Annotated in this window: 24 protein-coding genes; 4 read left to right on the top strand and 20 right to left on the bottom strand. The window is 43.4% G+C overall.

Features of this window, described 5'->3' with window-relative positions; translation table 11 throughout:
• Positions 1 to 66: 66 nt before the first annotated feature.
• Positions 67 to 891 (bottom strand): pyrroline-5-carboxylate reductase ProG, encoded by an 825-nt coding sequence (proG, locus tag NSU13_RS06175; protein WP_342489940.1) that lies wholly within the window; start codon positions 889 to 891, stop codon positions 67 to 69.
• A gap of 168 nt (positions 892 to 1,059) precedes the next feature.
• Here proG and NSU13_RS06170 point away from each other — a divergent pair, with 168 nt between their 5' ends.
• Positions 1,060 to 2,349: a trypsin-like peptidase domain-containing protein gene (locus NSU13_RS06170; RefSeq protein WP_342489939.1), complete on the top strand. Its 1,290-nt coding sequence runs from the start codon at positions 1,060 to 1,062 to the stop codon at positions 2,347 to 2,349.
• Between the two features lie 32 nt (positions 2,350 to 2,381).
• Here NSU13_RS06170 and NSU13_RS06165 read toward each other — a convergent pair whose 3' ends face one another.
• Complete coding sequence (locus tag NSU13_RS06165) at positions 2,382 to 3,338, bottom strand: ring-cleaving dioxygenase (protein ID WP_342489938.1); 957 nt, start codon at positions 3,336 to 3,338, stop codon at positions 2,382 to 2,384.
• A 329-nt stretch (positions 3,339 to 3,667) separates the two neighbouring features.
• Between NSU13_RS06165 and NSU13_RS06160 the strand changes: the two genes are divergently transcribed.
• The gene (locus tag NSU13_RS06160) at positions 3,668 to 4,993 is read left to right on the top strand and encodes an amino acid permease (RefSeq protein WP_070325746.1); all 1,326 of its coding nucleotides are present in this window, start codon (positions 3,668 to 3,670) and stop codon (positions 4,991 to 4,993) included.
• 126 nt (positions 4,994 to 5,119) lie between these two features.
• Here NSU13_RS06160 and NSU13_RS06155 read toward each other — a convergent pair whose 3' ends face one another.
• From NSU13_RS06155 to ggt, 18 genes are all read right to left on the bottom strand, one after another.
• A complete protein-coding gene (locus NSU13_RS06155) occupies positions 5,120 to 5,449 on the bottom strand; it encodes a bh protein (RefSeq protein WP_034281483.1) in 330 nt (109 codons plus the stop codon).
• 63 nt (positions 5,450 to 5,512) lie between these two features.
• Complete coding sequence (locus tag NSU13_RS06150; RefSeq protein ID WP_024424944.1) at positions 5,513 to 6,469, bottom strand: sugar-binding transcriptional regulator; 957 nt, start codon at positions 6,467 to 6,469, stop codon at positions 5,513 to 5,515.
• Between the two features lie 93 nt (positions 6,470 to 6,562).
• A complete protein-coding gene (locus tag NSU13_RS06145) occupies positions 6,563 to 7,348 on the bottom strand; it encodes an SDR family oxidoreductase (protein WP_041116371.1) in 786 nt (261 codons plus the stop codon).
• Entirely contained in the window at positions 7,326 to 8,027 is a 702-nt protein-coding gene (locus tag NSU13_RS06140; RefSeq protein ID WP_251232176.1) for an SDR family NAD(P)-dependent oxidoreductase, read from the bottom strand. The genes NSU13_RS06145 and NSU13_RS06140 overlap by 23 nt, the downstream gene beginning before the upstream one ends.
• Before the next feature lie 25 nt (positions 8,028 to 8,052).
• Entirely contained in the window at positions 8,053 to 9,435 is a 1,383-nt protein-coding gene (gene lpdA / locus NSU13_RS06135; RefSeq protein WP_101677280.1) for a dihydrolipoyl dehydrogenase, read from the bottom strand.
• 12 nt (positions 9,436 to 9,447) lie between these two features.
• Complete coding sequence (locus NSU13_RS06130; RefSeq protein ID WP_101677281.1) at positions 9,448 to 10,773, bottom strand: dihydrolipoamide acetyltransferase family protein; 1,326 nt, start codon at positions 10,771 to 10,773, stop codon at positions 9,448 to 9,450.
• Between the two features lie 17 nt (positions 10,774 to 10,790).
• Positions 10,791 to 11,771 (bottom strand): alpha-ketoacid dehydrogenase subunit beta, encoded by a 981-nt coding sequence (locus NSU13_RS06125; RefSeq protein WP_034281944.1) that lies wholly within the window; start codon positions 11,769 to 11,771, stop codon positions 10,791 to 10,793.
• Positions 11,772 to 11,802: 31 nt separating this feature from the next.
• On the bottom strand, positions 11,803 to 12,786 hold the full coding sequence (gene pdhA / locus NSU13_RS06120; protein WP_024424949.1) for a pyruvate dehydrogenase (acetyl-transferring) E1 component subunit alpha: 984 nt from the start codon (positions 12,784 to 12,786) through the stop codon (positions 11,803 to 11,805).
• 180 nt (positions 12,787 to 12,966) lie between these two features.
• Complete coding sequence (locus tag NSU13_RS06115; protein ID WP_034281479.1) at positions 12,967 to 13,998, bottom strand: alcohol dehydrogenase catalytic domain-containing protein; 1,032 nt, start codon at positions 13,996 to 13,998, stop codon at positions 12,967 to 12,969.
• Entirely contained in the window at positions 13,995 to 14,441 is a 447-nt protein-coding gene (locus tag NSU13_RS06110; protein ID WP_034281478.1) for a hypothetical protein, read from the bottom strand. The genes NSU13_RS06115 and NSU13_RS06110 overlap by 4 nt, the downstream gene beginning before the upstream one ends.
• 61 nt (positions 14,442 to 14,502) lie before the next feature.
• Positions 14,503 to 14,781, bottom strand: a complete 279-nt coding sequence (locus NSU13_RS06105; protein WP_003212259.1) for a PTS sugar transporter subunit IIB — start codon at positions 14,779 to 14,781, stop codon at positions 14,503 to 14,505.
• A gap of 19 nt (positions 14,782 to 14,800) precedes the next feature.
• Positions 14,801 to 16,174 (bottom strand): PTS transporter subunit IIC, encoded by a 1,374-nt coding sequence (locus NSU13_RS06100; protein ID WP_034281477.1) that lies wholly within the window; start codon positions 16,172 to 16,174, stop codon positions 14,801 to 14,803.
• Between the two features lie 53 nt (positions 16,175 to 16,227).
• Complete coding sequence (locus NSU13_RS06095; protein ID WP_041105930.1) at positions 16,228 to 16,695, bottom strand: PTS sugar transporter subunit IIA; 468 nt, start codon at positions 16,693 to 16,695, stop codon at positions 16,228 to 16,230.
• A gap of 240 nt (positions 16,696 to 16,935) precedes the next feature.
• A complete protein-coding gene (gene cysA / locus NSU13_RS06090; RefSeq protein ID WP_327825793.1) occupies positions 16,936 to 17,667 on the bottom strand; it encodes a sulfate ABC transporter ATP-binding protein in 732 nt (243 codons plus the stop codon).
• Between the two features lie 15 nt (positions 17,668 to 17,682).
• Complete coding sequence (gene cysW / locus NSU13_RS06085) at positions 17,683 to 18,552, bottom strand: sulfate ABC transporter permease subunit CysW (protein ID WP_327825794.1); 870 nt, start codon at positions 18,550 to 18,552, stop codon at positions 17,683 to 17,685.
• Positions 18,553 to 18,557: 5 nt separating this feature from the next.
• Positions 18,558 to 19,403 (bottom strand): sulfate ABC transporter permease subunit CysT, encoded by an 846-nt coding sequence (cysT, locus tag NSU13_RS06080; RefSeq protein ID WP_327825795.1) that lies wholly within the window; start codon positions 19,401 to 19,403, stop codon positions 18,558 to 18,560.
• An 11-nt stretch (positions 19,404 to 19,414) separates the two neighbouring features.
• Complete coding sequence (locus tag NSU13_RS06075; protein ID WP_327825796.1) at positions 19,415 to 20,452, bottom strand: sulfate ABC transporter substrate-binding protein; 1,038 nt, start codon at positions 20,450 to 20,452, stop codon at positions 19,415 to 19,417.
• Positions 20,453 to 20,712: 260 nt separating this feature from the next.
• On the bottom strand, positions 20,713 to 22,464 hold the full coding sequence (gene ggt, locus NSU13_RS06070; RefSeq protein WP_327825797.1) for a gamma-glutamyltransferase: 1,752 nt from the start codon (positions 22,462 to 22,464) through the stop codon (positions 20,713 to 20,715).
• 227 nt (positions 22,465 to 22,691) lie between these two features.
• Between ggt and NSU13_RS06065 the strand changes: the two genes are divergently transcribed.
• Positions 22,692 to 23,150: an ASCH domain-containing protein gene (locus tag NSU13_RS06065; RefSeq protein ID WP_327825798.1), complete on the top strand. Its 459-nt coding sequence runs from the start codon at positions 22,692 to 22,694 to the stop codon at positions 23,148 to 23,150.
• A 206-nt stretch (positions 23,151 to 23,356) separates the two neighbouring features.
• Positions 23,357 to 23,974 carry a DUF47 domain-containing protein gene (locus tag NSU13_RS06060; RefSeq protein WP_024426775.1) on the top strand — a complete coding sequence of 206 codons (618 nt, stop codon included), beginning with the start codon at positions 23,357 to 23,359 and terminating at the stop codon, positions 23,972 to 23,974.
• The last annotated feature ends 4 nt before the right edge of the window (positions 23,975 to 23,978 follow it).

Here is a 23,978-nt window from a genome sequence, read left to right as displayed (position 1 = left end):
AATACAGGTCAAAAGGCTTTTTTAGAAAGGATTTTTTTAACAAATAAAACACCACTAACTATGTCTTTAGTGGTGTTTATCCGCTTCGTTGATCTGAGATTTCAGCTGTTCATATTTCTTCATGGTATGTGTAAATAAATCATCAAACATCTGAGGTGCCTGCTGTTGAATGACCTCAGCACCTTCTCCTGTAATTCCCCCTTTTGTCGCCACTCTAGCGACAGTTTCAGCAAAGGTTAGGCCTCGCTCTACGAGGATCTGGCCAGTACCTAAAAGGGCATACGTTAAAAATTCATTCGCTTCCTCTAAGGAAAGATCACTATTTCTCACAGCCGCTTTCGCCATTTCTTCAAAAAGAGCAGCGATAAAACCAGGAGATGAGCTTGTCAAATTGCTCGCCGCATCAAACCGGTCTTCCTCTACTTCCCTGACGATGCTAAAAGCTGAAAGCAGACGGTGCAAACGCTCCTTTTCCTCGCGTCCTGCTGCTGCACCATGCGCAACAAGTGATACGCCCGTCCCAACAGCTGACGTGAGTGTTGGGATGTATCTAGACACTGGCTGTGTTGTATGCGCCTGTAACTTTTCTAATGTCACAGCTGCTGCTACTGACACAATATGTACCGCTCTCGCTTGAGAAGGCAGCTGATCCAGAACATCAAGTACTGCAAGCGGCGGCACGCAGACAAACAATATATCACATGACGCAGAAAGTTCGTCTAATGAACAAATGTTGACTTCTTGGTGCTTTTCTTTGAGCTGATGAAGGCGCTCCGTTTCACTTCTTGTATGGATCATGATTTGATGAGCATCCAGCACCCTATTTTCCAGCCACTTTTGCACCATCATATCAGCCATACTTCCATATCCAATGATTCCAATTGTCTCCACAGTTTAATCTCCTCTATCTTGCTTAGATTCACTACTTATTTTAACAATTTCCCACAATGTTTTCATTTTTATCCCACACTTTTTTCATACGATAAAGTCAGTCCCCACCACATACGGTAAAACACCCAAACACATACATGAAAAAATCATTGAAAGAGAGTGATTGAAATGACACAGCACAATGATGACAAACAAACAATTGAACAACCTCAAAAACAGAAAAAGCCAAACGGCTGGTTTAAGCCATTTGTCAGCGGTGTTGTAGGCGGTACATTAGCGTTAGGTGTCTACGTTCTTACGCCATATGCTCAGCATTCATCAGACAACACTGCAAATGATTCGGCAGCGAAAACTGAAGCAGTATCGACAAATCACACGAATTCGTCAAAAACAACAGCCGTCCAAACATCAAATTCATCAAGCAGCATCTCCAGTATGGTCGAAAATGTATCACCAGCTATTGTCGGCATTACAAACTACCAAGCACAAACTCAAACAGACACAAGCTTTGGCGATTTCAATACGCCTTTCGATGAATCACAGCAAAACAAAAGCAGTCAAGAGGAAGAAACCGGTACAGGCTCAGGAGTGATTTTCAAAAAATCAGGCAATAAAGCCTATGTCTTAACAAACAACCACGTCATTGAAGGGGCAAATAAACTAACCGTATCCTTACACGATGGCAAAACCATTGAAGGAAAACTGGTTGGAGCTGATCCGCTCACTGACTTAGCCGTTGTGGAAATTAGCAGCAGTCATGTGACGAAGGTTGCGGCATTAGGCAATTCCTCCTCACTGCGTGCTGGAGAAACCGTCATTGCGATCGGAAACCCGCTTGGTGAAGATCTTTCAAGAACGGTGACACAAGGAATTGTCAGCGGTGTCGACCGAACAGTCTCTATGAACACATCAGCAGGCGAAAGCAGTATTAATGTTATTCAAACAGATGCAGCCATTAACCCAGGTAACAGCGGCGGCCCGCTTCTGACGACAGACGGAAAGGTTGTGGGGATCACGAGTATGAAAATCTCTGAAACAGGTGTTGAGGGCATTGGGTTCGCACTGCCAATCAATGATGTCAAACCAATCGCTGATCAGCTTCTCGCAAAAGGAAAAATTGAACGTCCATATATCGGCATCAGCATGCTGGATCTCGAACAAGTTCCAGATGTGTATCAAAAAGAAACTCTCGGACTCAAAACCAGTCAGCTCAATAAAGGCGTGTATGTCAAAGATATCGCCGCAGGCTCACCTGCCGCCAAAGCTGGCTTAAAGTCAGAGGATGTCATTACCGGCATCAATGGGAAACAAATCAAAACTGGCAGTGAATTACGTCATGAGCTATACACGAATGCAAAAGTAGGGGACACCGTGAGCATCACCCTCATTCGAAACGGAAAACAAGAAACTAAGCAGGTCACATTAACACAATCTGAATCTAAGCAGGTCAGTTCCTAATAAAAAAACAGCTCAGTTGATGAGCTGTTTTTTTATGACGACTGAATTGGCGTTAATCTTTGTTCAATTTCTGCTCGTTTATGCTCTAGGAACGGCGGAAGGGCTAATTGATCGCCAAGCTCATCCACCCCTTCATCGACTGTAAATCCAGGGCCATCTGTTGAAATTTCAAATAAAATACCATTTGGCTCTCTAAAGTAAAGAGCTTTAAAGTAAAAACGTTCTACAACACCAGAGTTCGTGAAGCCTGCTTTTGAGATTTTTTCAAACCATTTTTCAAGCTCCTCTGCGTCTTTCACACGAAATGCGACGTGATGCACACTTCCTCTGCCGGAACGTTCAGAAGGCCCTTCTGTTTTTTCGATCACATGAATTTCTGTTCCAGCACCCCCATTTCCTGACTCAAAAATGGTCACGATCTCACCATCATTTGATTGTTCACGTGCTCTTTCGGTGAAGCCAAGGATGTCTGTTAAAACACGGATCGTCTTGTCAGCTTCTGCAACGGTTAATTCAACTGGACCTAAACCTCTAATCGCAAACTCTGCCGGAATATCGTCATGCACTGGCGGTGAGCCTGCCTCTTGCGTATTCGGTTCTACTGTTAAAAACAGCTGCTGCCCTTCTGGGTCTTTAAAACGCAAAGCAGGTCTTCCGCCTCTCAAGGAAGCTGTTTCTTGCTGCACGCCTTTATCTTCAAACCGCTTTTCCCAAAACGTGAGTGCCTCTTCAGAAGAAACGAGAAGGCCAGTGCTTGTGATCGCATTTGTCCCTTCCAAACGGCGGGCAAGCATTGGAATTTCAAAGAATGTTAGCTCCGTTCCTGGTGAAGCGACCTCATCTCCATAAAACAAGTGATACATAGACGGGTCATCCTGATTGACTGTTTTCTTTACAAGTTTTAAGCCAAGGATTTGGCGGTAGAAATCAACATTTTTCTGAGCATTGGCTGTTAACGCAGATACGTGGTGAATCCCATTGATTTTCATTATTTTCACTCCTATTTTAAAATATCTCGAATTCGAGATAATATCCTTATGAATAAAATAGTTCATTTTTCAAGAAAAGTCAACCATTTGGCTGCACGTTAACTGGATGTTCGGTTTCCGGTCATTAAATTAACATTAAATCGAAAATAATCTTTTATTGTTCGTTTTTAACGCAACATTCACCCTAATATCTCCAATAAACGAACACTTTCAAATACAAATACGAAAATCAGAAAATTTTTTTAATTCTTGTTTTCCTAAAATCGTATTACAATGAACAAAATACATGTCACAGTAACGTACGAAAGTGATGCAGGAGGTCGTGTGTAATGAACAAAGAACAACCAGCGTTAAAACAAGACATCGGCTTATTTTTCGCCCTATCTCTTGTCATCGGGACCATTATCGGGTCAGGCGTCTTTATGAAGCCAGGCAACGTCCTTTCCTATTCAGGAAGCTCAGACATCGCCTTATTCGCTTGGCTGCTAGGTGGCATCTTAACCCTTGCAGGCGGACTGACTGTCGCTGAAATTGGTACACAAATCCCGAGAACCGGCGGGTTGTACGCCTATCTTGAAGAAGTGTATGGTGAATTTTGGGGCTACTTATGCGGTTGGGTGCAGATTATTATTTACGGACCCGCCATCATTGGTGCACTTGGTCTTTATTTTGGTTCATTATTAGCCAATCTATTTTCTCTTTCGACTTTATGGTCTACAACGATCGGCATTATCACCGTTTTATTTTTATGTATCATCAACATCATGGGAACAAAATACGGCGGATTTGTTCAGGGGCTGACCACTATCGGAAAGCTTGTCCCAATTGCCGCTATTATTGTGTTTGGCATATGGAAAGGTAACGAAAACATCTTGATGGCCGTCAACGATAGTATCGCTCAAATGAATTTCGGTGCAGCGATTTTGGCTACGCTGTTTGCTTATGATGGCTGGATTTTACTTGCGGCGCTTGGGGGTGAAATGAAAAACCCTGAGAAACTGCTGCCTCGCGCGATGGCAGGCGGAATTTTAATCGTGACGGCTTGTTATCTCTTTATTAATGTCGCACTTTTGCACGTGCTGCCAGCTGATCAAATCGTCCAGTTAGGTGAAAATGCGACAAGCACTGCTGCTACCATGCTCTTTGGGCCAATTGGCGGGAAAATCATTAGTATTGGGATCATCATCAGCATCTTTGGCTGTTTGAACGGAAAGGTTCTTTCATTCCCACGTGTGATTTTTGCGATGGCAGAACGAAAGCAGATTCCTTTCGCCAACGCGATTTCGCGGATTCACCCAACGTTTAAAACACCTTGGATCGCTGTATTTGTGCAAATTTTGATCGCCATTGTGTTTATGATCGTCAGTAATCCGGAGAAGCTGTCTGAGGTCTCGATTTTCATGATCTACATCTTTTATGTGATGGCCTTTTTCGCCGTCTTTAAGCTGAGAAAACAAAACAGCGGAATGAAGCGTGCGTACAGTGTACCACTTTACCCGCTGACACCGATCATTGCGATTATCGGTTCATTATTCGTTTTAATCAGCACCATGATCACCGATTGGAAAAGCTGCCTGATCTCCATGCTGATCGGGATGGCTGGACTGCCTATTTATTATTATATGAAAAAAACACAAAATAAAGCAGAGCACTAAACGGTGCTCTGCTTTTTTTCCTTCTTCTCAGCGTAATAGAAACCTTTGCAGTCTAGGAAAGACGAGTATCGGAGCGGAGGACTGACTTGCCTACAGGCTGAAGCAGAGTGCTAAACGGTCTCTGCTTCATTTTTTATATTGTTTGATCACTTTGTATGATTCGTTTAAATATCTCATGAGCCGGTATGGCTTACTAAGCACACGGATTGGGAGTCTTGAGATAAATCCATTCAGGTTCGACTTATATTCCTGCGTGATCCGCTTTGGCTTTGTCGCTATTTTCTCGTATACTTCCTTGTAAAATTCCTTCATGATGTCGACTTGCACACTGATCTTTTGATGACACTCTGTACACTCAACGCTTTTCATCTGATCATTCACATAAACGATGCTGTGGAGGGTCTCTTCTTGGCACCGAGTACAGTGTAGGTTTGCTTCCATTTCGGTTTGCTTCAAGATACACAGCTCCTTTCTCGTTTGATGTTGCTCTTGTTATACCATTCGAACGCTGCCAGCCTTTTATTGGACGGATGCTTCCTTTAAAATGGCTGCCGCCGTTAGTTCGTCTGTCACCAGTACTTGAATGAAGCCGCCATTTAAAGCCCCTAAAATACTCTCAGCTTTATGGGTTCCTTCTACAACAGCGATGACCGTTTTGACGCTCTTTAATTGTTCCAGCGATAAGCCAATGACCTTTTGATTCAGTTCATCTTGGACAGGTTTTCCTTCTCCATCAAAGAAACGAAAGCCAATATCACCGACAGCCCCTGATTGCCTTAAACCAGATAAGTCCTCTTCTTTTAAATAACCGACTGTTTTTAAAGTTGACCCTTTATGCGGGTTGCCAATACCGATGAGAGCAATATCCACATTTCTGCCTTCTTCAAGCACTGCTTCTATGTCCTGCATCGCCATAAGCCGTTCTTTTAATTCTTCTGTTTCTAAAATCGCAGGGGCATATAAATAGGAACACGTGCCGTTCATTTTCTTTGCCAGCTCATATGCCAGCTGATTGGCATGAATGTCGACAGCCTGCCTGCCCATTCCACCCTCTAAAGGAATGACCTTCACATCGTTTCTTCGTTCAAACGGATATTCTTTTACAAGCTCAGCAAGCGTCGTCCCCCATGAAATGCCGATTTTCTCCGCATTTTTCATGTTTTTAGACAAATAATAGGCGCCTGCTTGACCGACTGCCCGCTTCACCATCTCAGACATTGTCCCGACACTTGGGACAACGACCGCATCTGTTAATTGAAAGGTTGTTTCTAGCTGCTTTTCAAGTTCCACCGTATGAATGCTTTCGTCTTTAATGTACACTTCAACAATTCCCACATCTTTTGCTTTTTGTAAGAGCTTTGAAATGACTGGTCTTGAGACATTGAGCTTTTTTGCAATTTCCTGCTGCGTCCACCCGTCTGTATAATAAAGATGAGCAACTTTGACGAGCTGTCGTCTTTCTTCCCAATTCAGCATGTGACATCATCCTTTTAATATACTATGATTACCAGTATACCAAACATTCGTTTCCAATTGGAACAATTGTTATGAAAATGACAAAAAGAGCGATTAACTCTCCGCTCTTTTTCCCTCAGTATATTTGGGCTGATACGTTCTCCCTCCGTCTAACAGGATCATTTGTCCGTGCAAATAGCTCCCCTCGCGACGTGTGAGAAATAAAGTGAGCCCTGCGATATCCTCAGGCTTTCCTAATCTTCCGATGGGAATGAGTGATTGCAGCTGCCGTTTCTCCTCTACAGTAGGATAGAGCGTATCAAGCATTTGAGATTCAATGACGCGGGGGGCAATCACATTGATGCGTATTTGATGCGAGCCTAGTTCCTTTACGAGCGAACGCATCAATCCAAAAGCACCTGCTTTTGATGCATAATATTGAATACCGCCGCCTGAGCCGGTGATTGCAGATCCCGATCCAATAATGACAACACTGCCTTCCTGCCGCTCACACATATAGGGTGCCAACGCTTTGATGCAATAGTAAAGACCATATAAGTTCACAGCTAGTGTCTTTTTCCAAAGTGAAAAATCGACTTCTAAAAAAGGCAGTGATTTAGTCATTCCTGCTGAATACACAAGGTGAGCAATACCGCCCAGCTCCCTTTCAGCTGCTGATATCATTTGCTGAACACTTTCCCACGATGAAACGTCAGCTTGAAATATCAGCAGCTGAGGATACTGTGTCTTTAAGAGCGAAAGTCCCTTTTCGTCTATATCTGACACGGCGACTTGGTGCCCTTCTTTTAAAAATCGTTCAGCTATTTCTTTTCCGATCCCTTGGGCTCCGCCAACGATGAGAACTGGTTTTTGAACATTAGCCAGCACTCTCACCCCCATCAAGCATAATCGCCACGCCATCTGTAAATGCACCATAGGATGTACTGAGAAACACCGTCATATGGGCCACAGTCTCCTTGATTTGCTCTGTATCAGGAACCAAATGGAGAGGAGGCGGCAGCAGCGCAAGCACCCGGATGCCTTTGTCTTTAAATTCTCTCGCTAACCCTTTTGTCATGGCATTCAGCATAGAATTCGATGTAGCATGCGAGATCCCGCCATCACCTGTAATACTGCCTGATGACGATATATTAATGATGCAGCCTTGCCTCCGATCAACCATATGCCATACGGCAGCCTGACTGGAAAGAAAGACGGTATTCACAGCCGATTCCACTTCATCCACCCACTCATCAGGACGCACGTCATCAAGCTTCGCGTCCGCTCCTTGTTCTGCTTGATTGACCAAAATATCCAGTTTACCGCATGTATCAATCACTTGCCTCAGCATTCGCGCGGCATCACGCGGTGTTTCCAGCGGGTTCTGAATGATACTCGCTTGACCGCCCATTTTTTGAATGTCTTCACGAATGGTTTTAGCCTTTGATTCATCATGAAACGTGTGTAAAAAAACATGTGCACCTGCCCGGGCTAAAGCCAGGCAGATGGCTTCTCCAAATCCATCTGTGCTACCTGTCACAAGTGCCGCTTTCTGATGAAGCTGGACGTGCACATGCATCTCCTCCCTATCCCTTGTTTGGCCATTATTTTCTCAGCTTACTCACGATATCAAGTGCTGCTTCATAAAAACCTTCTGAGATGGTCGGATGCGGATGAATCATTTTCGCCATCTCTTCTGCTGTTCCTTCTAAATACATAAAGGAGGAAGCTTCTGAAATCATCTCTGTGACGTGCGGGCCAACCATCGTCGCGCCAATCACTTCACCATAGGCTGTATCGTATACCAATTTAATAAAGCCTGTTTGATCACCTGCCGCTAGTGCTTTACCGCTTGCCGCTAAATCAAATCGTTCTGCCCGCACGTTAAGTCCTTTGGCTTTTGCCTCTTTCTCAGTCAGACCGACACTTGCTACCTCTGGTAATGTATAAATACATCTAGGCATGATATCAGCATTCATTTTTTCAGACTCACCGCAAATATTACTGACCGCAACAGCGGCCTCTGCCATCGCTGCGTGAGCAAGCTGATAGCCGCCAGCGACATCCCCAACTGCATAGACACCTTCCACGCTTGTCTGCATCTTGTCGTTCACCTTGATAAAAGGACCATCCAGCTGAAGGTCAAGCTGGCTGACAGCAGAAACGCTAGGTCTTCTTCCTACACAAACAAGCAGTCTTTCAGCCGTAAAGATATGCGTCTCTCCTTTATCGTCTGATGCATGAACCGCTTTGACTCCTTCGCTTTCCGTCACCTCTGTTACAGTGGTTTTTTTCGCGATATGGATGCCTTTTTTCTTTAATTCTCTTTCTAGCAGCTTAGATGCTTCCTCATCCTCTTGTGGAATAATAGACGGAGCCGCTTCGATAATCGTGACTTTTGATTGAAGACTCTGGAAGATACAAGCCAGCTCAAGTCCAATGACACCGCCGCCAATGATGACGACAGAAGCCGGAATTTCTGGGATGTCAAAGATCGTATCACTTGTGTCAAATTGAATGTCTTTAAGGCCTGGTATTGGCGGAATGGCAGGTGAAGATCCAGTGGCAATGATGAGCTCTTTCGTTTCAATCGATTCTGAACCATCTTGCTTTTCAATCTCAATCCGGTGCTTTGTAACAGCTGTACCTCTGCCGTTATATACATCAATCTTTCCTTGCTTTAATAAAAAGGCAATTCCGCCTCTGAGCTTTTCAATGACGTCATCTTTGCGCTTTCTCATTTTATCGAAGGAAAGGACCAAATCACCTGTTTCAATTCCCCAGCTTTTCGCCTTCTCAATTGATTCAATGACTTCTGCATGTTTGAGCAGTGTCTTGGAAGGAATACAGCCCCGATTTAAACAAGTACCGCCTAGAAAATCCTCTTCAATCAATGCGACCTTCCGTCCACGCTCAGCTGCTTGAAGGGCGGCAGTATACCCGCCAGGCCCTCCGCCAATGACTGCCAGATCATACGTTTTCGTCATCCGATTCATCTCCTACATTAGCAATTCAAATGGTTGTTCAAGCACTTTTTTAAGGTCTGTTAAAAAGGCAGCCGCTGGTGCGCCATCTACCACTCGGTGATCAAACGATAAACTAACACCCATCATCGGCCGCACCTGAATTTCTCCATCTACTACAACAGGTTTTTCTTGAATGCGCCCAACCCCTAAGATCGCCACTTCCGGCTGATTAATAATCGGGGTAAAGGTATCAATGGCATACATCCCTAAGTTACTAATGGTAAAAGTGGACCCTTTCAGCTGGTCTGGCAGCAGTTTTTGGTCACGTGCGTTTCGGCCGATTTCTTTTGCCTCTTTTGTCAGCTGTTTTAACCCTTTTTGGTTTGCATGAGAAATGACTGGAACCATTAAGCCATCTTTTACAGCGACAGCGAGACCAATGTGCACATCATCATGGAAATGGAGCTCATTTTGTTCAAATGTCATATTGATCTGCGGGTGGCGCGTGAGTACGTTGCTGACCGCATGAATCATAATTTCTGTGAACGACAGTCTGTAGCCTGTCTCTTTTTCAATCGCTGGCAATAGCTGTTTGCGTATTTCTTTCGCTTTTGTCATATCGATTTCACTTGTTAATGTCACGTGCGGTGCTGTAAAGGCACTTTGTGACATGCGGTCAGCGATCACTTTTCTCATACCAGCTAGTTTTTGTGTTTTCACTGGAGAAGACTCTGTTGTTTTTACAGCTGCTGCCGTCACATCACTCTTCATAATTTTCCCGTGTGCACCAGATCCAGCAACATTCGCTAAATCGATTCCTTCACGAGCAGCCACTTTTTCTGCAAGCGGAGACACGCGCTGATCTTTCTCACTAGAGTGGACGGCCGCCTCGACGTCCCGCTTTTGAACTCTGCCTTTAGGTCCTGTGCCAGATACCTCATGAATCGCTACATGATGATCCTTTGCCGTTTTTCTCGCCGCAGGTGTGGCACGTACTTTTTCATTAGGTGTTTTTGGGGCTTCAGCAGGACTGGATGAAGCCGCGTCTGATGAAGACGATTCGCTGCTGCCTGGTGAATCTTCATCTGATTGTGCTGGCGGTTCGCTTGGCACCTGTTCATTTGCCTCTCCGATGTATCCAATGACAGCATTGACTGGAATTTGATCATCGGCTTCATAATATTTCTTTAGAAAAATACCATCATCATAGGCTTCCACCTCAATATTGATCTTGTCTGTCATAATTTCAAAAAGAGGCTCACCGATTTCAACCGAATCTCCTTCTTCTTTAAACCATTGAAGCAAGGTGCCGACTTCCATCGTACTGCTCAGCTTCGGCATAAATATCTCTTTTGGCATGATCTTCTCCCCTTTACTTAAGAGCGCACAAGCTCTTTTGCTGCTTCAATAATATCTGGCACTTGTGGAATGACCGCTTTTTCCAGCGTCGGGTTGTATGGTATTGGGACCGCAAGACCGCCAAGTCGTTTAATTGGAGCATCTAAGTAGTCAAAGGCTTCACTTTCCGCTATCATACTTGCAATCTCTCCGCCATAGCCGCCTCGTTTTACTGCTTCATGAACCACGATACATTTACCTGTTTTCTTCACAGATTCGATAATCGTTTCTTCATCTAATGGGACAAGTGTTCTTGGGTCAATGATTTCAACATCGATTCCCTCTGCTTCTAGTTCCTTCGCCGCTTCTAACGCTTTGTGTACCATAATCGCTGTTGCTACAATCGTGACGTCTTTCCCGCTTCTTTTCACATCTGCTTTCCCTAGAGGAATGGAATATTGCTCTTCAGGCACTTCACCGATTGTTTTATATAAAAGCTTGTGCTCGTAGAAAATGACAGGGTTGTCATCATCCATCGCCGCTTTTAAAAGTCCTTTTGCATCATAGGCTGTTGAAGGCTGAACCACTTTGAGTCCTGGAATATGCGCCATCCACGCTTCTAAGCTTTGTGAGTGCTGAGCCGCTGCACCCGTTCCTGATCCTGCTGGTGTTCTTACGACAAGCGGCACCTTTCCTTTTCCGCCAAACATGTATCGTGTTTTGGCTGCTTGGTTCACAAGCTGATCCATTGCAATTGTTATAAAGTCAGAGAATTGAAGTTCTAAAATCGGCCGCATACCAGTTAAAGCCGCTCCGACTGCCCCACCTGCGATGGCAGCCTCTGAGATAGGTGTATTGCGAACGCGCTCTGGACCGAATTCTTCAATCATGCCGCGCGTGACCCCAAAAGCACCTCCATATACGCCGATATCTTCACCTAAAATGAAGACATCTTGGTTTTCTCTCATTTCCTGACTCATAGCCTCTCGAACGGCTTCTAAATATGAAATCTCTCTCACTGTTGTTTTTGTCACGTGATTTCCCTCCTAATTAGGCGTATACATCCTCTAATAGTGTGTCAATTGACGGTTCTTTACTGTTTTTGGCGAATTCTACAGACGCTTCAATTTCCTGCTTCGCTTCTTCCTGTAAGCTTGCTGCCTGCTCTTCTGTTAAAACATTCAGTTCAATCAAGAGAGACTTAAAGCGTTTGATTCCGTCTTTTTGTCTCCACTCTGTCTCTTCTTCACGTGTACGGTATTTTTTCGCATCACTCTTAGAGTGACCCTTCCAGCGGTACGTTTTCATTTCAATGAGTGATGGGCCTTCTCCCGCTCTCGCACGGCTGACTGCTTCATCTACTGTGTTCATAATTTCGACCATGTCATTTCCATCAACCGTTTTTCCTGGCATTCCGTAGCTTTCTGCTCTTGTTGAAATGTCTTCAATGTTGATCATTTCTTTCACAGGGCCAGACATGCCGTACTGGTTGTTTTCACAAATAAACACAACCGGTAAATCCCAAATAGACGCAAGGTTTAATGCTTCATGGAAGCTGCCTTCATTTGTGGCACCATCTCCGAAGAAACAAAGAACAACAAAGCCTTCCTGCTTCATTTTAGATGTGAGCGCTGCACCTGTTGCCAGCGGGATACCGCCGCCAACGATTCCATTTGCCCCAAGATTTCCTTTTTCTAAATCCGCAATATGCATCGAGCCGCCTTTTCCTTTACAATAGCCGGTTTCACGTCCAAACAATTCAGCCATCATTTTATTAACCTCGGCCCCTTTTGCAATACAGTGACCGTGTCCCCTGTGTGTGCTGACGATCTTATCTTTATCTTCTAATACGGCAATCGATCCAACAGCTGACGCTTCCTGTCCAACACATAAATGAGTGGTGCCATGGATAAGTCCTTTTGCAAAAAATTGGTCGACCTTTTCATCAAAATATCTCACTAACCACATTTGTTTATATAAATCTGCTAATTTCTCATGGCTAATCTGTTCAGGCAAAGTGATTTGTTTTTGCATTTCTTCTCTCCCCTTTACATTTGTTCTTATATGTTACATTTGTAATCATCATACGTTTAAGTGTCATCGAAGTCAAGCATTTCTCTCTCGTTTTTAAGCGTTTTCATCTTTTATCAGAAAAAAAGAGAAAGGGAAAGCCCTTTTCCAAAGAACTTCTCTTTCTCTTTTAATCTCATACACTCATTCATCTGGATACATCATGATTTTGACGCTCTCACCCTCAGGATGCCTCGCACATTCTATCGCCTGAAGCAGCTGGCTTAACGGATAACGATGCGTCACCATCTTTTCAGTGTTGACCACTTTTGCTTTCAAAAGCTCAAGAGCTTCACGATAATGATATGGATGCGAGGAATAGGCTCCTACTACCTTCACTTCATCATTGAAAAATCGTTCAGCAGGAATGGCCACATCTCCCTTTGGAAAATGAGCAAACACCAAAATCGTCCCGCCTCGCGCTACAGCCTGAAACGCCTCTTTTAAAAGCGCACTGCTCCCAACAGAAATAATGACGAGGTCTGCTCCCTTTCCATCTGTTTCTTTCATCACCCGGTTTTCCACCGGCTCGGCTGCTGGATGAAAGGAGACGTCTGCACCTAAACTCCTCGCTTGCAGCAGTCTGTTCTCATTCACGTCTGTTATCATCACTTTCCCAGCCAAATAATATTTGGCGAGCTGCAATTGAATACAGCCAATTTGCCCCGCTCCAAGGATCAAAACGGAATCTCCTGGGTGAACAGGAGCTCGTTCAAACCCGTGCAGGCAGCAGGCAACCGGTTCTACCATCGCCCCTTGCTCATACGATACGTCTTTTGGAAGCTTGCCCATCGTGTGCTTGACATGCAAAGCAGGTACACGGATATATTCTGAAAACCCGCCCGGCTCTACATTTGTGGCTGTAAACTGCGGACACATCGTATAAAAACCCTTTTGACAAAAGTCACAGGTGAAACAAGGCACATGATGTGCCACATAGACCCTGTCTCCCGTTTGGACATTTGTCACGTGCTTGCCGGTCTCGACAATATCACCAGCGATTTCATGCCCCAGCACTGTCCCAGGAGGTACTGTCTCATGTGTTGCTTTGTAAATATCCGTTCCACATAAGCCGCAGGCTCGCAGCTTTAACAAAACTTCATCATCACCGATGACTGGCCGGTTCCGCTCCTCATACCGAATGTCCTCTGAAGAATAAAAGACAGCTGATTTCATGTAGCGGCATCCTCCTTTTCATCACCCTTCGCAAAATCCTGCAACGTTTGAACAAGCTGCTTGTACTCACTCATCTCACTGGATATCCAGTAACGCCCTCCGAATATACGAGATGGCCCCACCCTGACATAGACTTTCCCGATATGAGGATAAGGCTTTAAAAAAAGCTTTCCTTTAATATCAGAAACTGCATATGTGTGCCATCTGCCAAAAGCGCCTATCTTCAGTTGATCTTCACTAATGATGACGCTTGTCGGCTGGTTCAGTCCTGTAATACTAGATAGCATGAGAATAGGCAGCGTATAAACGCCTAACACAGCTAACGGGTCAGGTCCTGCTGACCATAACGTATAAAGAGACCAGAGAAAAAAAAGACAGATGAGCACAGCCGGAAGAAAAATAGACAACACTGCAGACGTTCGGCTATAAGCATGATGCTGCATAAGACTTCCTCCTTTCAAATCACTAGAAGGAGCCGGAAAAGCTCCTTCAGAAAATAGCCCTCTACTTGATATGATCAATGATTTTCTCGATATCATCTTCAATACCAAATCCAGTTAAAAAGGATAATGTTTGAATCACAGGTGTCCCTTTTGTATCACTTACAGGCGTTGTCGTCACAATTAAATCGGCGCCTTCCGCTTTTTGCGGGACTTCAGATGCCTTACACTGTTCCACCACGACATCATATCCTTTTTCCTTTAACGTCTCTTCTACCTTTTTAGCGACAACCGTTGATGTTGCAACTGCCGTTCCGCATGATACTAATATTTTCTTCGCCATTAGAATCCCTCCAGCTCATTTATTGTTCTTTCTGATCTAAGCCCATTTCTTTTGCATACTGCTTTTTAATATCATTTCGCACCCAGTACCATAGAAGCCCATAAGCCAGAGCACAGATGATGGCTGCAATAAAGTAAGGGTTGCTCGGATCAAGAAGTCTCACCATGATCCAAGGAATGACGTGAGAACCAAGATCAATACCTGAAATCATGTTTGCCCCTTCTGGGAAATCAAAGCCGACTGCTTTCCCCATGGTTGTCGCAAGCGGAGCAAGGTTCGTTGCAATAAAGAAGACAATCATTAATGTAAAAATACTGTTAATAAGGCCGCGAATAATATTTCCACGAGCGGCTGCTACTGCCCAGACAACTGTAAATGGCAGAACCGATAAGTCAGCAAACGGGAGCATGCCATTGTAAGGCAGAACAACTGCTAGCAAAATCGTAATCGGCACCATTAAAAGGGCTACCGCCATATTCGCTGGATGACCAATCACAATCGCTGTATCTAAACCAATATAGACATTTTTCCCAGGGAAACGCTTTTGAATATAAGAACGAGCGCCCTCAGAGATTGGAATCAGTCCTTCCATTAATAACGCAACCATTCTTGGCATTAAGACAAGAACTGCCGCCATTTGAATACCGAGCGTCATCACGCCTTTTGCATCATAGCCGCCGAGAAGACCAATAATGATACCAAGTATGAGACCCATCACAAGCGGTTCGCCAAAGATGCCAAAGCGTTTCTTCAAGGTTTCTGGATCAGCATGAATTTTGTTTAAACCAGGAATCTTATCAATGACGCGGTTGGACGCATACATGAGCGGGGCGAAGTTGACCGTTTCCGCATGAGCCATCGATACGCCTTTTAATCCGAAATGGTGTTCGATTGTCGGCGCCGTCCAATCGGCTAACTTTAGCGTGATCGCAGAGACGATCAAGCCAACAGCAAGAGCCAAGAACATATTATGATAAGCGTAGTAAGTAACAGAGGCTGCGAAAATCAAATGCCAGAAGTTCCAAATATCCACATTCAGCGTTTTCGTAAAGTTTACAGACAATAAGATGACATTTAATAAAAGCACAAGAGGAATCATGAGCGGGGCAACGGGTGTACCAAAGGATATGGCAGCTCCAATCGGCCATCCAACATCCAAAATATCGAGCTTTAGCCCAAGGGAATTAACCATGGCTTTTGCTGCTGGCCCAAGTCCGCTCACGAGCAAATTAATGACAAGATTGACACCAACAAATCCAATTCCGATCGTAATACCGGCCCTGAAGGATTTCTTAAAGCCCTGCCTTAAAATCATACCGAAAAGCGTCATAATAATCGGGAGCATAATAGTTGGTCCAAGGTCTAATATAAAATCGACGGCTTGCTTGATCATACATCCACCTCCTGAATTTTTCAGATAAAGCGCTTACATAATTTCGTGAGTGACTATTGGTTTAGTTCTTGCTGAAGCACGTCAACCGCTTCTTCATAAGATGTCATATAAGAGAGCTTCGTCATCACTTCTTCTTTTCTAAAAAGTGTCATCAGCTTCTCCAGCATCACAAGCTGTTTGCTAGGCTCAGAGATTGCTAGGACAAACACAATTTTGGCTTGCACTGTTTCATCAGGGCTTCCCATCTTATGAAAAATGACAGGTTCCTTTAAAGTAGCTACACTAATCGCTGGTTTGTTCACATGCTCAGGATCTGTATGCGGAATCGCTACCCCAAAGGCTGCAAGTGGAAGGCCTGTAGGATATGTTTTTTCTCTTTCAAGCACTGCTGGTAAAAAGCTCGATTTAATGTACCCTCCAGCTTCTAACCGCCCTGCTAAATATGTGGTCACCTCCTCTCTCGAAGATGCTTCGAACTGCAGCTTAATCAGTTGTTCATCTAACTCAAACAAGCTGTTCAAACAACCACCCCTTTCATTTGGTATAAATATGAACACATGTAACAAAAAGAAAGAACATTTTTAGAATAGAACCTTTTATAAAGCGCTTACAATTATACTTTCTAAAAAATGTTCAATACTGTTACCTTTGTAAAGATATTATAATATTCAAAATTATAAGTCAATGTCCCTAGGGAAATTTAAATAAAAAAAGACGCAGTCATCACCGCGTCTCTTCCTTCTAATCTTCTATACTGCTTGTTAAATGTGGCTTCCTATATCTAAAAATTCAGATACAAATAGATTGTCTGTCTGCACTGCCATTTCTTCCTTTGTGCCAATTTTTTCGATTCTTCCTTCATTCATCACCACAACACGATCAGCAATATCAAATGCTTCTTCTTGATCATGTGTCACAAAAATGGTGGTCATTTGAAAGTCACGATGAACTTTTTTCAGCCAATGCCTTAATTCTTTCCTCACCTTTGTATCAAGTGCGCCAAAGGGTTCATCTAAGAGGAGTGCCTTCGGCTGAACGGCAAGTGCGCGCGCCAGTGCTACACGCTGCTTTTGCCCGCCTGACAGCTGCTCTGGATACCGCTGCTCAAACTTCGTAAGCTGAACAATCTCTAAAAGCTCATGTACCCGCTCTTTGATGTCTTTTTTAGGCAGTCTTTCTCCTCTAGGTTTAATTTTCAGTCCATATGCCACATTATCAAAAACCGTCATATTTCGAAAAAGCGCATATTGCTGAAACACAAAACCGATCTGCCGTTTTCGTACTGGAATGTGTGTGTAATCCTGATCTCCGAATAAAATCTGCCCGTTATTGGCGTAATCAAGACCTGCAATGATTCTTAATAACGTCGTCTTCCCAGAGCCAGACGGTCCTAATAAAGAGATCAATTCACCATTTCTTATCGATAAATCCACGTTTTGCAAAACCTTTGTCTGGCCAAATTGTTTTGATATTTGTTTTGCTGTAATCCCCAAGGCACATCCCTCCATTTATGTTGACCGCTTGCCTAGCCGGTGATCCCTCTGCTGAATGATTTGCTTAATGATTAAAGTAATGACTGCCACAAACGCCATGAGAGACGCCACAGCAAAAGCGGCTTGAAATTGGTACTCATTGTATAAAATTTCGATATGAAGCGGCATCGTATTGGTTATGCCTCGAATATGACCTGATACAACCGACACGGCACCAAATTCACCAATCGCTCTTGCCCCGGCTAAAATGACACCGTAAAAAAGAGCCCATTTGATATTCGGCAGTGTCACAAAGAAAAAAGTCTTCCATCCGTTTGCACCAAGTGTGAGCGATGCTTCCTCCTCATGAATGCCTTCATGCTGCATAAACGGGATTAATTCTCTAGCAATAAACGGAAATGTAACGAATATGGTGGCTAGGATCATGCCTGGTACAGAATAAATGACTTTCCATCCATTCGCCATAAGCCAAGGTCCTAAAAGCCCGTTTGAACCAAATAAAAGCACAAATACAAGTCCAGCAATCACAGGCGAAACGGCAAACGGGAGGTCAATCACAGTCGTTAACAAACGTTTTCCGCGGAAGTTAAATTTTGTGATAAGCCATGCAGCACTCACCCCAAAGATCATTTGAAGCGGCAAGGTGACGACGACAATGAAAACGGTCAATTTGATCGCCGCTAGTGTATCTGGATGTGAGATGGCCAGAAGGTATGAACTCCACCCTTTCTCAAATGCCTTTGAAAAAACGGCGATCAGCGGTATAAGTAAAAATAAAATCAAAAAAGCATACACGACCGTAATCAATAGGATTTTCACTGCTTTAGATTCGGTTACAGGACTTTTATACCGAATATGGTGCTGATGACTAAACTCTCTCTCCAATGGTTTCACCTCACGTATACTTGTTTTTTCCGCTCAACATACCACTGAATGCCGTGAATCAATAACAGAATGAAAAATGAAAGAAGCAGCATCAAGCATGCAATTGCTGCTGCACCATGATAATCATATTGTTCAAGCTTGGACATGATCATCAGCGGTGTAATTTCTGTTTTAAACGGAATATTTCCAGCAATAAACACAACAGAGCCATATTCACCTAGCGCTCTTGCAAACGCAAGTGAAAATCCAGTCATCACCGCAGGAAACAAGGCCGGCAGCAGTATGTGAAAAAAGGTCTGTCTCCTTGTCGCACCAAGAATCGCCGCAGCCTCTTCCACTTCCTGCTGCAGCCCCTCTATCACAGGCTGAACGGTTCGGATAACGAATGGAATGCCAATAAAAATCAGTGCCAAAATAATCCCAATCGGTGTGTACGCCACCTTTATATGCAGAAATTGACCAATCCATCCATTAGGAGAATAAAGGGTGGTGAGGGCAATACCCGCAACAGCGGTTGGGAGAGCAAAAGGCAAATCAATGAGAGCATCTAAGATTTTCTTTCCAGGAAATGTGTACCTGGCGAGAACCCAGGCAATCAGTACACCAAACCCTGCATTGATGAGAGCAGCTGCAAAGGAAGTCGTCACGGTCAGCTGAAGCGACTTCAATACTCTTGCATCGGTAAAAACCTTCCAAATCCCCTTTGCTCCTAATGAAGCCGTCCAAATAAATACCATGGATAATGGAATGACGACAATCGCACTCACATAAACGAGCGTCACCCCAAGGCTCAGACCAAATCCAGGCAATATACGTTTTCTTTTATTGGCGGCTGCATGTGTTTTCTTCATCACATTGCCCCCTATTTTTGTCCGCTGTATATTTGATCAAATAAGCCGCCATCATCAAAAAATCTTTTCTGCGCTTTTCTCCACCCGCCAAACGCTTGATCAATCGTCACCATATCAATCTTTTTAAACTGGTCTTTATATATGTTTAAGACTTCTTGATTTCTAGGGCGATAATAGTTTTTCGCCGCAATTTCCTGCCCTTTTTTAGAATATAAATAATCTAAATAAGCCTTCGCCACTTTCTCTGTTCCTTTACGTTTCACATTTTGATCAACAACCGCAACAGGCGGCTCCGCTAGAATACTAATTGATGGGGTGACAATCTCAAATTTGTCTTTGCCTAGTTCGTGCTGCGTTAAATAGGCTTCATTCTCCCATGCAATTAACACATCCCCAAGTCCGCGTTCAACAAAGGTCGTTGTGGCTCCGCGTGCACCTGAATCAAGGACTTCGACATGTTCATATAGCTTTTTGACAAAATCCTTTGTTTTTTCTTCATTCCCATGAAATGTTTTATCGGCGTAGGCCCATGCAGCTAAGTAATTCCATCTCGCACCGCCGGACGTTTTCGGATTTGGCGTAATGATGGACACACCTGGCCGAATCAAATCGTCCCAATCTTTAATGTTTTTGGGATTCCCTTTCTTCACAAGAAACACAATGGTCGATGTATACGGTGTGGACTGATTTGGAAATTCTTTTTGCCAATCTTTTGAAAGCAGTCCGCGATCTGCAATCGCATCAATGTCATACCCTAAAGCCAGTGTTGCCACATCTGCCTCGAGTCCATCAATAATCGATCTTCCCTGCTTTCCTGATCCACCGTGAGACTGCTTGATCGTGACATCCTCACCAGTTTTGTCTTTCCAATACGTCTGAAAGGCTTGATTGTATTCCTGATAAAATTCACGTGTAGGATCATACGAAACATTTAACAGCTCAACCTTTCCCTTTTGCTTTGAAGCTTCGTTTGCGTTTGAGCATGCAGTACTCGTCACAGCCAAGACTAAAATGATGGTCACGATAGAGACCCATTTCCACTTTTTCATGTTATCCCGCTCCCCGTTATCAAATAATAGTGACACCAACCTTGCCGTTTCACACGCAAAAAAGACCCTTAGCCACCTGAAATACATCACAGTTCTGTACTTCAAATTGCCAAGAGCCTTCGGTTGTCCGATCAGCTATGTATGATTGATGTCAGTCTTTATATTATTCAAACTATTCACAGGTGTCAACTCTGTTTTTTCATTTAAACAAAAAAAGAAACGCCATCTTGAAGAGGCGCTTCTTTTCCCGGGAAATGGTCTTAATCGGCAGATAGCTTTAAATTGACACCAACAGCGGTTCCATTTCTTGAGGAGTCAGCTACTCCTGTAAATGTCCCTGCTTTCCGATCAATGAGTAAGGCTTGCACATTTCCTATATCAATAGGTGAACTGCCAAAACGGTGACCCATGTCATTTAGCTTCGTTCTCACATCAAGGGGAACACCTACTTCGTAACGGTAAGAAGTTGGACTGTTTGTATAAATCCGCGGCTCTTCCACCGCATCTTGCAGCTCCATGTCGTATTCAAGCAAGTTTAGGATCGTTTGTGAAACAGAAGCAATAATGGTCGTTCCTCCAGGTGAGCCCACAGTCATGACCGGCTCGTTATCTTTGAATATGATGGTCGGGGTCATACTGGATAATGGACGTTTGTTTGGCTGGACTTCATTTGCTCCGCCTGGTCTTGCGTCAAAATCTGTTAGTTCGTTATTTAAGAAAAAGCCATATTCCGGAACAAGAATTCCTGTACCAAATAACTGTTCAATGGTTGTTGTGAATGACACGACATTTCCCCACTGATCGGCAACAGTAAAATGAGTGGTCTCGCCAATGGTTTTATCTTCTGGCTGCGGGACAATTGGGGATGGATTTTTTTCATCCTCATACGCCCATGGATCTCCTTCTTTCGGGTTTTTGTTCATTTGATCTAATTGAATGAGAGAAGCTCTTTTTGAAATGTAATCATCGTCTAGTAGTCCTTTTAGTGGAACATCTACGAATTCGGGGTCGCCTGCATATGCAGCACGGTCAGCATAGGAGAGATGCATTGTTTCAGCTAGCAGCTGATATTTTTCGAATGATTTGGGGTCATATTGTGATAGATTGAAGTGATCTAGTATTTTGAGTATTTGCAGCATAAACACACCGCCTGAGCTTGGTGGAGGCATACTTGCAAGCTGGTATCCTTTATAGTCCCCCCAGATAGGCTTGTCAGTCTTGACCTCATAACGACCAAGGTCATCAGTTGTCATCGTTCCGCCAAAATCTTGGACTGTCTTTGCAAGTGCTTTTGCTACTTTTCCTTCATAAAATGCTTTGCTTCCTTTTTTTGCAATGAGCTTAAATGTTTTCGCAAGACCTGGCTGTACAAGCAGATCGCCTTCTTTGAGCGGCTGATCATCTGGAAGAAAGATTGGCGCTGCGGCCGTTTTTTTCAGCTTTTCATGATGATCTTCAATGGCTTTTGCCAGAACAGAATCGATTTCAAATCCATCCTCTGCAAGCTGAATGGAAGGCTCAATCAATTCCTTCATCGAACGGGTTCCCCACTTATCTAATGCTGCCTCGAGACCTTTTACTGTCCCTGGGACGCCAACCGCATTACCGTGTGTGGACCGCTCAGCAAATGGGATGACTTTTCCCTCGTCCGTTAAAAACATGTCAGGTGTTGCGCCCTGTGGTGCTCGTTCTCTACTATTGATGATGGATGTTTCTTTTGTCTTTCCATCATAAACCATCATAAAACCACCGCCGCCAATTCCAGACATCATTGGCTCTGTCACATTCAGTGCGTACTGGATGGCAACAGCAGCATCCACTGCGTTTCCACCTTTCTTCAATACATCAGCACCTACTTCTGATGCCAGCGGGTGAGCAGTAGCCACCATGCCATCTTTCCCAACAGCTACTTTACTCCCATGAGATTCGTTCGCATTGACTTGGCTGACAGGCAGAAAAAACGAGAAAACAAACAGACATATGGACAAAACAGTTAGAGAAATGCGTTTCATGAACAACACCCCTTCCATATTCTTACTTTGACCTTACCGACTTCTTGACCAGAATACAATAGATTATTCTAAAATTTCAAAAATTTTCATCCTATCATCCTACATTTCCCAAATCAAACATTGTTTTTCAAAACATATGACGCACTCACTCATTAGGAATAAAGACACATCATTTCCAACGATTCAGCTTCAAGGTATAATAAACACAACAAAGAGGGGGAAAAGCATTGAACAACAAATGCAGATTATTTTGGGAAGACTATTGGAAAGAGAAATCAGAAAAAGCACCTGCTGACGCGTTTGTTTCGGCGTGGGCATTCGGCTCAGATCCTGATCATTTGCTTGACCTTGTAAAGCAAGGAAAAAAAACAGCCACTTGTTCTGGACACCTTTTTTATGAAAAGGAACAGGAGCCGCTTCCACAACCCGGACAATATGCGGTCATTTTGAACAGCCAAGAAGAGCCAAAAGCCATCATTGAAATTACACATGTAGATGTCATGCCAATGAATGAAGTCCCCGTATCATTTGCACAAGCAGAGGGTGAAGGCGACTTATCTTATGACTATTGGTACAGAGAACATAAAGAATTTTTCACAGAAGCACTCCAATCATACGGTTTAGAATTCAAAGAGGATATGCTTCTTGTTTGTGAACGGTTTAAGCTGATTCATTCAGCTTCTTAGCCTTTAAGCGGCGCCAAATATGGCCCGCTTTTTTCGTGGCTTTTCCCCTTTTAGAAAAAGGTGTGTTGAGATCACATCTTTAGGTCAGAATAAGATCAAATAGAAAAAGTGAAGAAATTTTCGACTACACCTGTTTTTTTTCGACAAAAGAATATATAATTATTTGATGTGTGCATTGTCTCATTTATACAATGGAGGGTTTTTACATGTTAAAAAGGAAAAAAGACAAGTTTTCCGTCTTGTTAACGGAAATTGCTAAAAATTTAGATGAAACTGCTGAGTATTTTGTTAGCTATAAAGTAACAAATCAAACCACTCTGAAAGAATTTTCTGACACATTGAAGGAATATGAGACAAAAGGTGATAATCATGTTCATACCATGATTAAAGAGCTGAACAAAGCCTTTATTACACCGATTGAACGTGAAGACATTCTTCAATTGACGAATAGCCTCGATGATGTTTTAGATGGAATTGAGCATTTTTCCGCAACATTAGAAATTTACTCAATTACAAGCTCTGACGAACATATCGACAAATTCAGCCACTACATCAGAGAGTGTGCGAAAGAAATTTTAATCACAATTGATCTACTAGCTGAAAATCGCTTGAAAGATATTCATCCGCACGCAATCAAGATCAAAGAGATTGAACATAATTGTGACAATCTTCATCGTAAATCATTAAAGAACTTGTTTGGAAAAGAAACAGATCCAATTAAAGTGATTCAATACAAAGAAATTTACGAAACACTTGAAGAAATCGCTGATTCCTGTCAAAGTGTTGCCAACAATCTAGAAACAATCATTATGAAGAATGCGTAACGGG

It is taken from the genome of Bacillus sp. FSL M8-0049 (assembly GCF_038593355.1).
Classification (GTDB): Bacteria; Bacillota; Bacilli; order Bacillales; family Bacillaceae; genus Bacillus; species Bacillus safensis.
Note: the sequence above shows the minus strand (reverse complement) of the source record. Positions and strands in the feature narration are given on the sequence as shown.

Excerpts from the sequence above, each read along its gene's own strand:
- NSU13_RS06170 (WP_342489939.1), top strand. The coding sequence starts at position 1,060 with ATGACACAGCACAATGATGACAAACAAACAATTGAACAACCTCAAAAA.
- NSU13_RS06140 (WP_251232176.1), bottom strand. The coding sequence starts at position 8,027 with ATGCATGTGCACGTCCAGCTTCATCAGAAAGCGGCACTTGTGACAGGT.
- NSU13_RS06110 (WP_034281478.1), bottom strand. The coding sequence starts at position 14,441 with ATGCAGCATCATGCTTATAGCCGAACGTCTGCAGTGTTGTCTATTTTT.
- NSU13_RS06160 (WP_070325746.1), top strand. The coding sequence starts at position 3,668 with ATGAACAAAGAACAACCAGCGTTAAAACAAGACATCGGCTTATTTTTC.
- NSU13_RS06150 (WP_024424944.1), bottom strand. The coding sequence starts at position 6,469 with ATGCTGAATTGGGAAGAAAGACGACAGCTCGTCAAAGTTGCTCATCTT.
- NSU13_RS06075 (WP_327825796.1), bottom strand. The coding sequence starts at position 20,452 with ATGAAAAAGTGGAAATGGGTCTCTATCGTGACCATCATTTTAGTCTTG.
- pdhA (WP_024424949.1), bottom strand. The coding sequence starts at position 12,786 with ATGCAAAAACAAATCACTTTGCCTGAACAGATTAGCCATGAGAAATTA.
- NSU13_RS06165 (WP_342489938.1), bottom strand. The coding sequence starts at position 3,338 with ATGAAAATCAATGGGATTCACCACGTATCTGCGTTAACAGCCAATGCT.
- ggt (WP_327825797.1), bottom strand. The coding sequence starts at position 22,464 with ATGAAACGCATTTCTCTAACTGTTTTGTCCATATGTCTGTTTGTTTTC.
- NSU13_RS06130 (WP_101677281.1), bottom strand. The coding sequence starts at position 10,773 with ATGCCAAAAGAGATATTTATGCCGAAGCTGAGCAGTACGATGGAAGTC.
- NSU13_RS06100 (WP_034281477.1), bottom strand. The coding sequence starts at position 16,174 with ATGATCAAGCAAGCCGTCGATTTTATATTAGACCTTGGACCAACTATT.
- NSU13_RS06060 (WP_024426775.1), top strand. The coding sequence starts at position 23,357 with ATGTTAAAAAGGAAAAAAGACAAGTTTTCCGTCTTGTTAACGGAAATT.
- NSU13_RS06115 (WP_034281479.1), bottom strand. The coding sequence starts at position 13,998 with ATGAAATCAGCTGTCTTTTATTCTTCAGAGGACATTCGGTATGAGGAG.
- NSU13_RS06145 (WP_041116371.1), bottom strand. The coding sequence starts at position 7,348 with ATGGGGGTGAGAGTGCTGGCTAATGTTCAAAAACCAGTTCTCATCGTT.
- cysT (WP_327825795.1), bottom strand. The coding sequence starts at position 19,403 with ATGAAGAAAACACATGCAGCCGCCAATAAAAGAAAACGTATATTGCCT.
- NSU13_RS06105 (WP_003212259.1), bottom strand. The coding sequence starts at position 14,781 with ATGGCGAAGAAAATATTAGTATCATGCGGAACGGCAGTTGCAACATCA.
- lpdA (WP_101677280.1), bottom strand. The coding sequence starts at position 9,435 with ATGACGAAAACGTATGATCTGGCAGTCATTGGCGGAGGGCCTGGCGGG.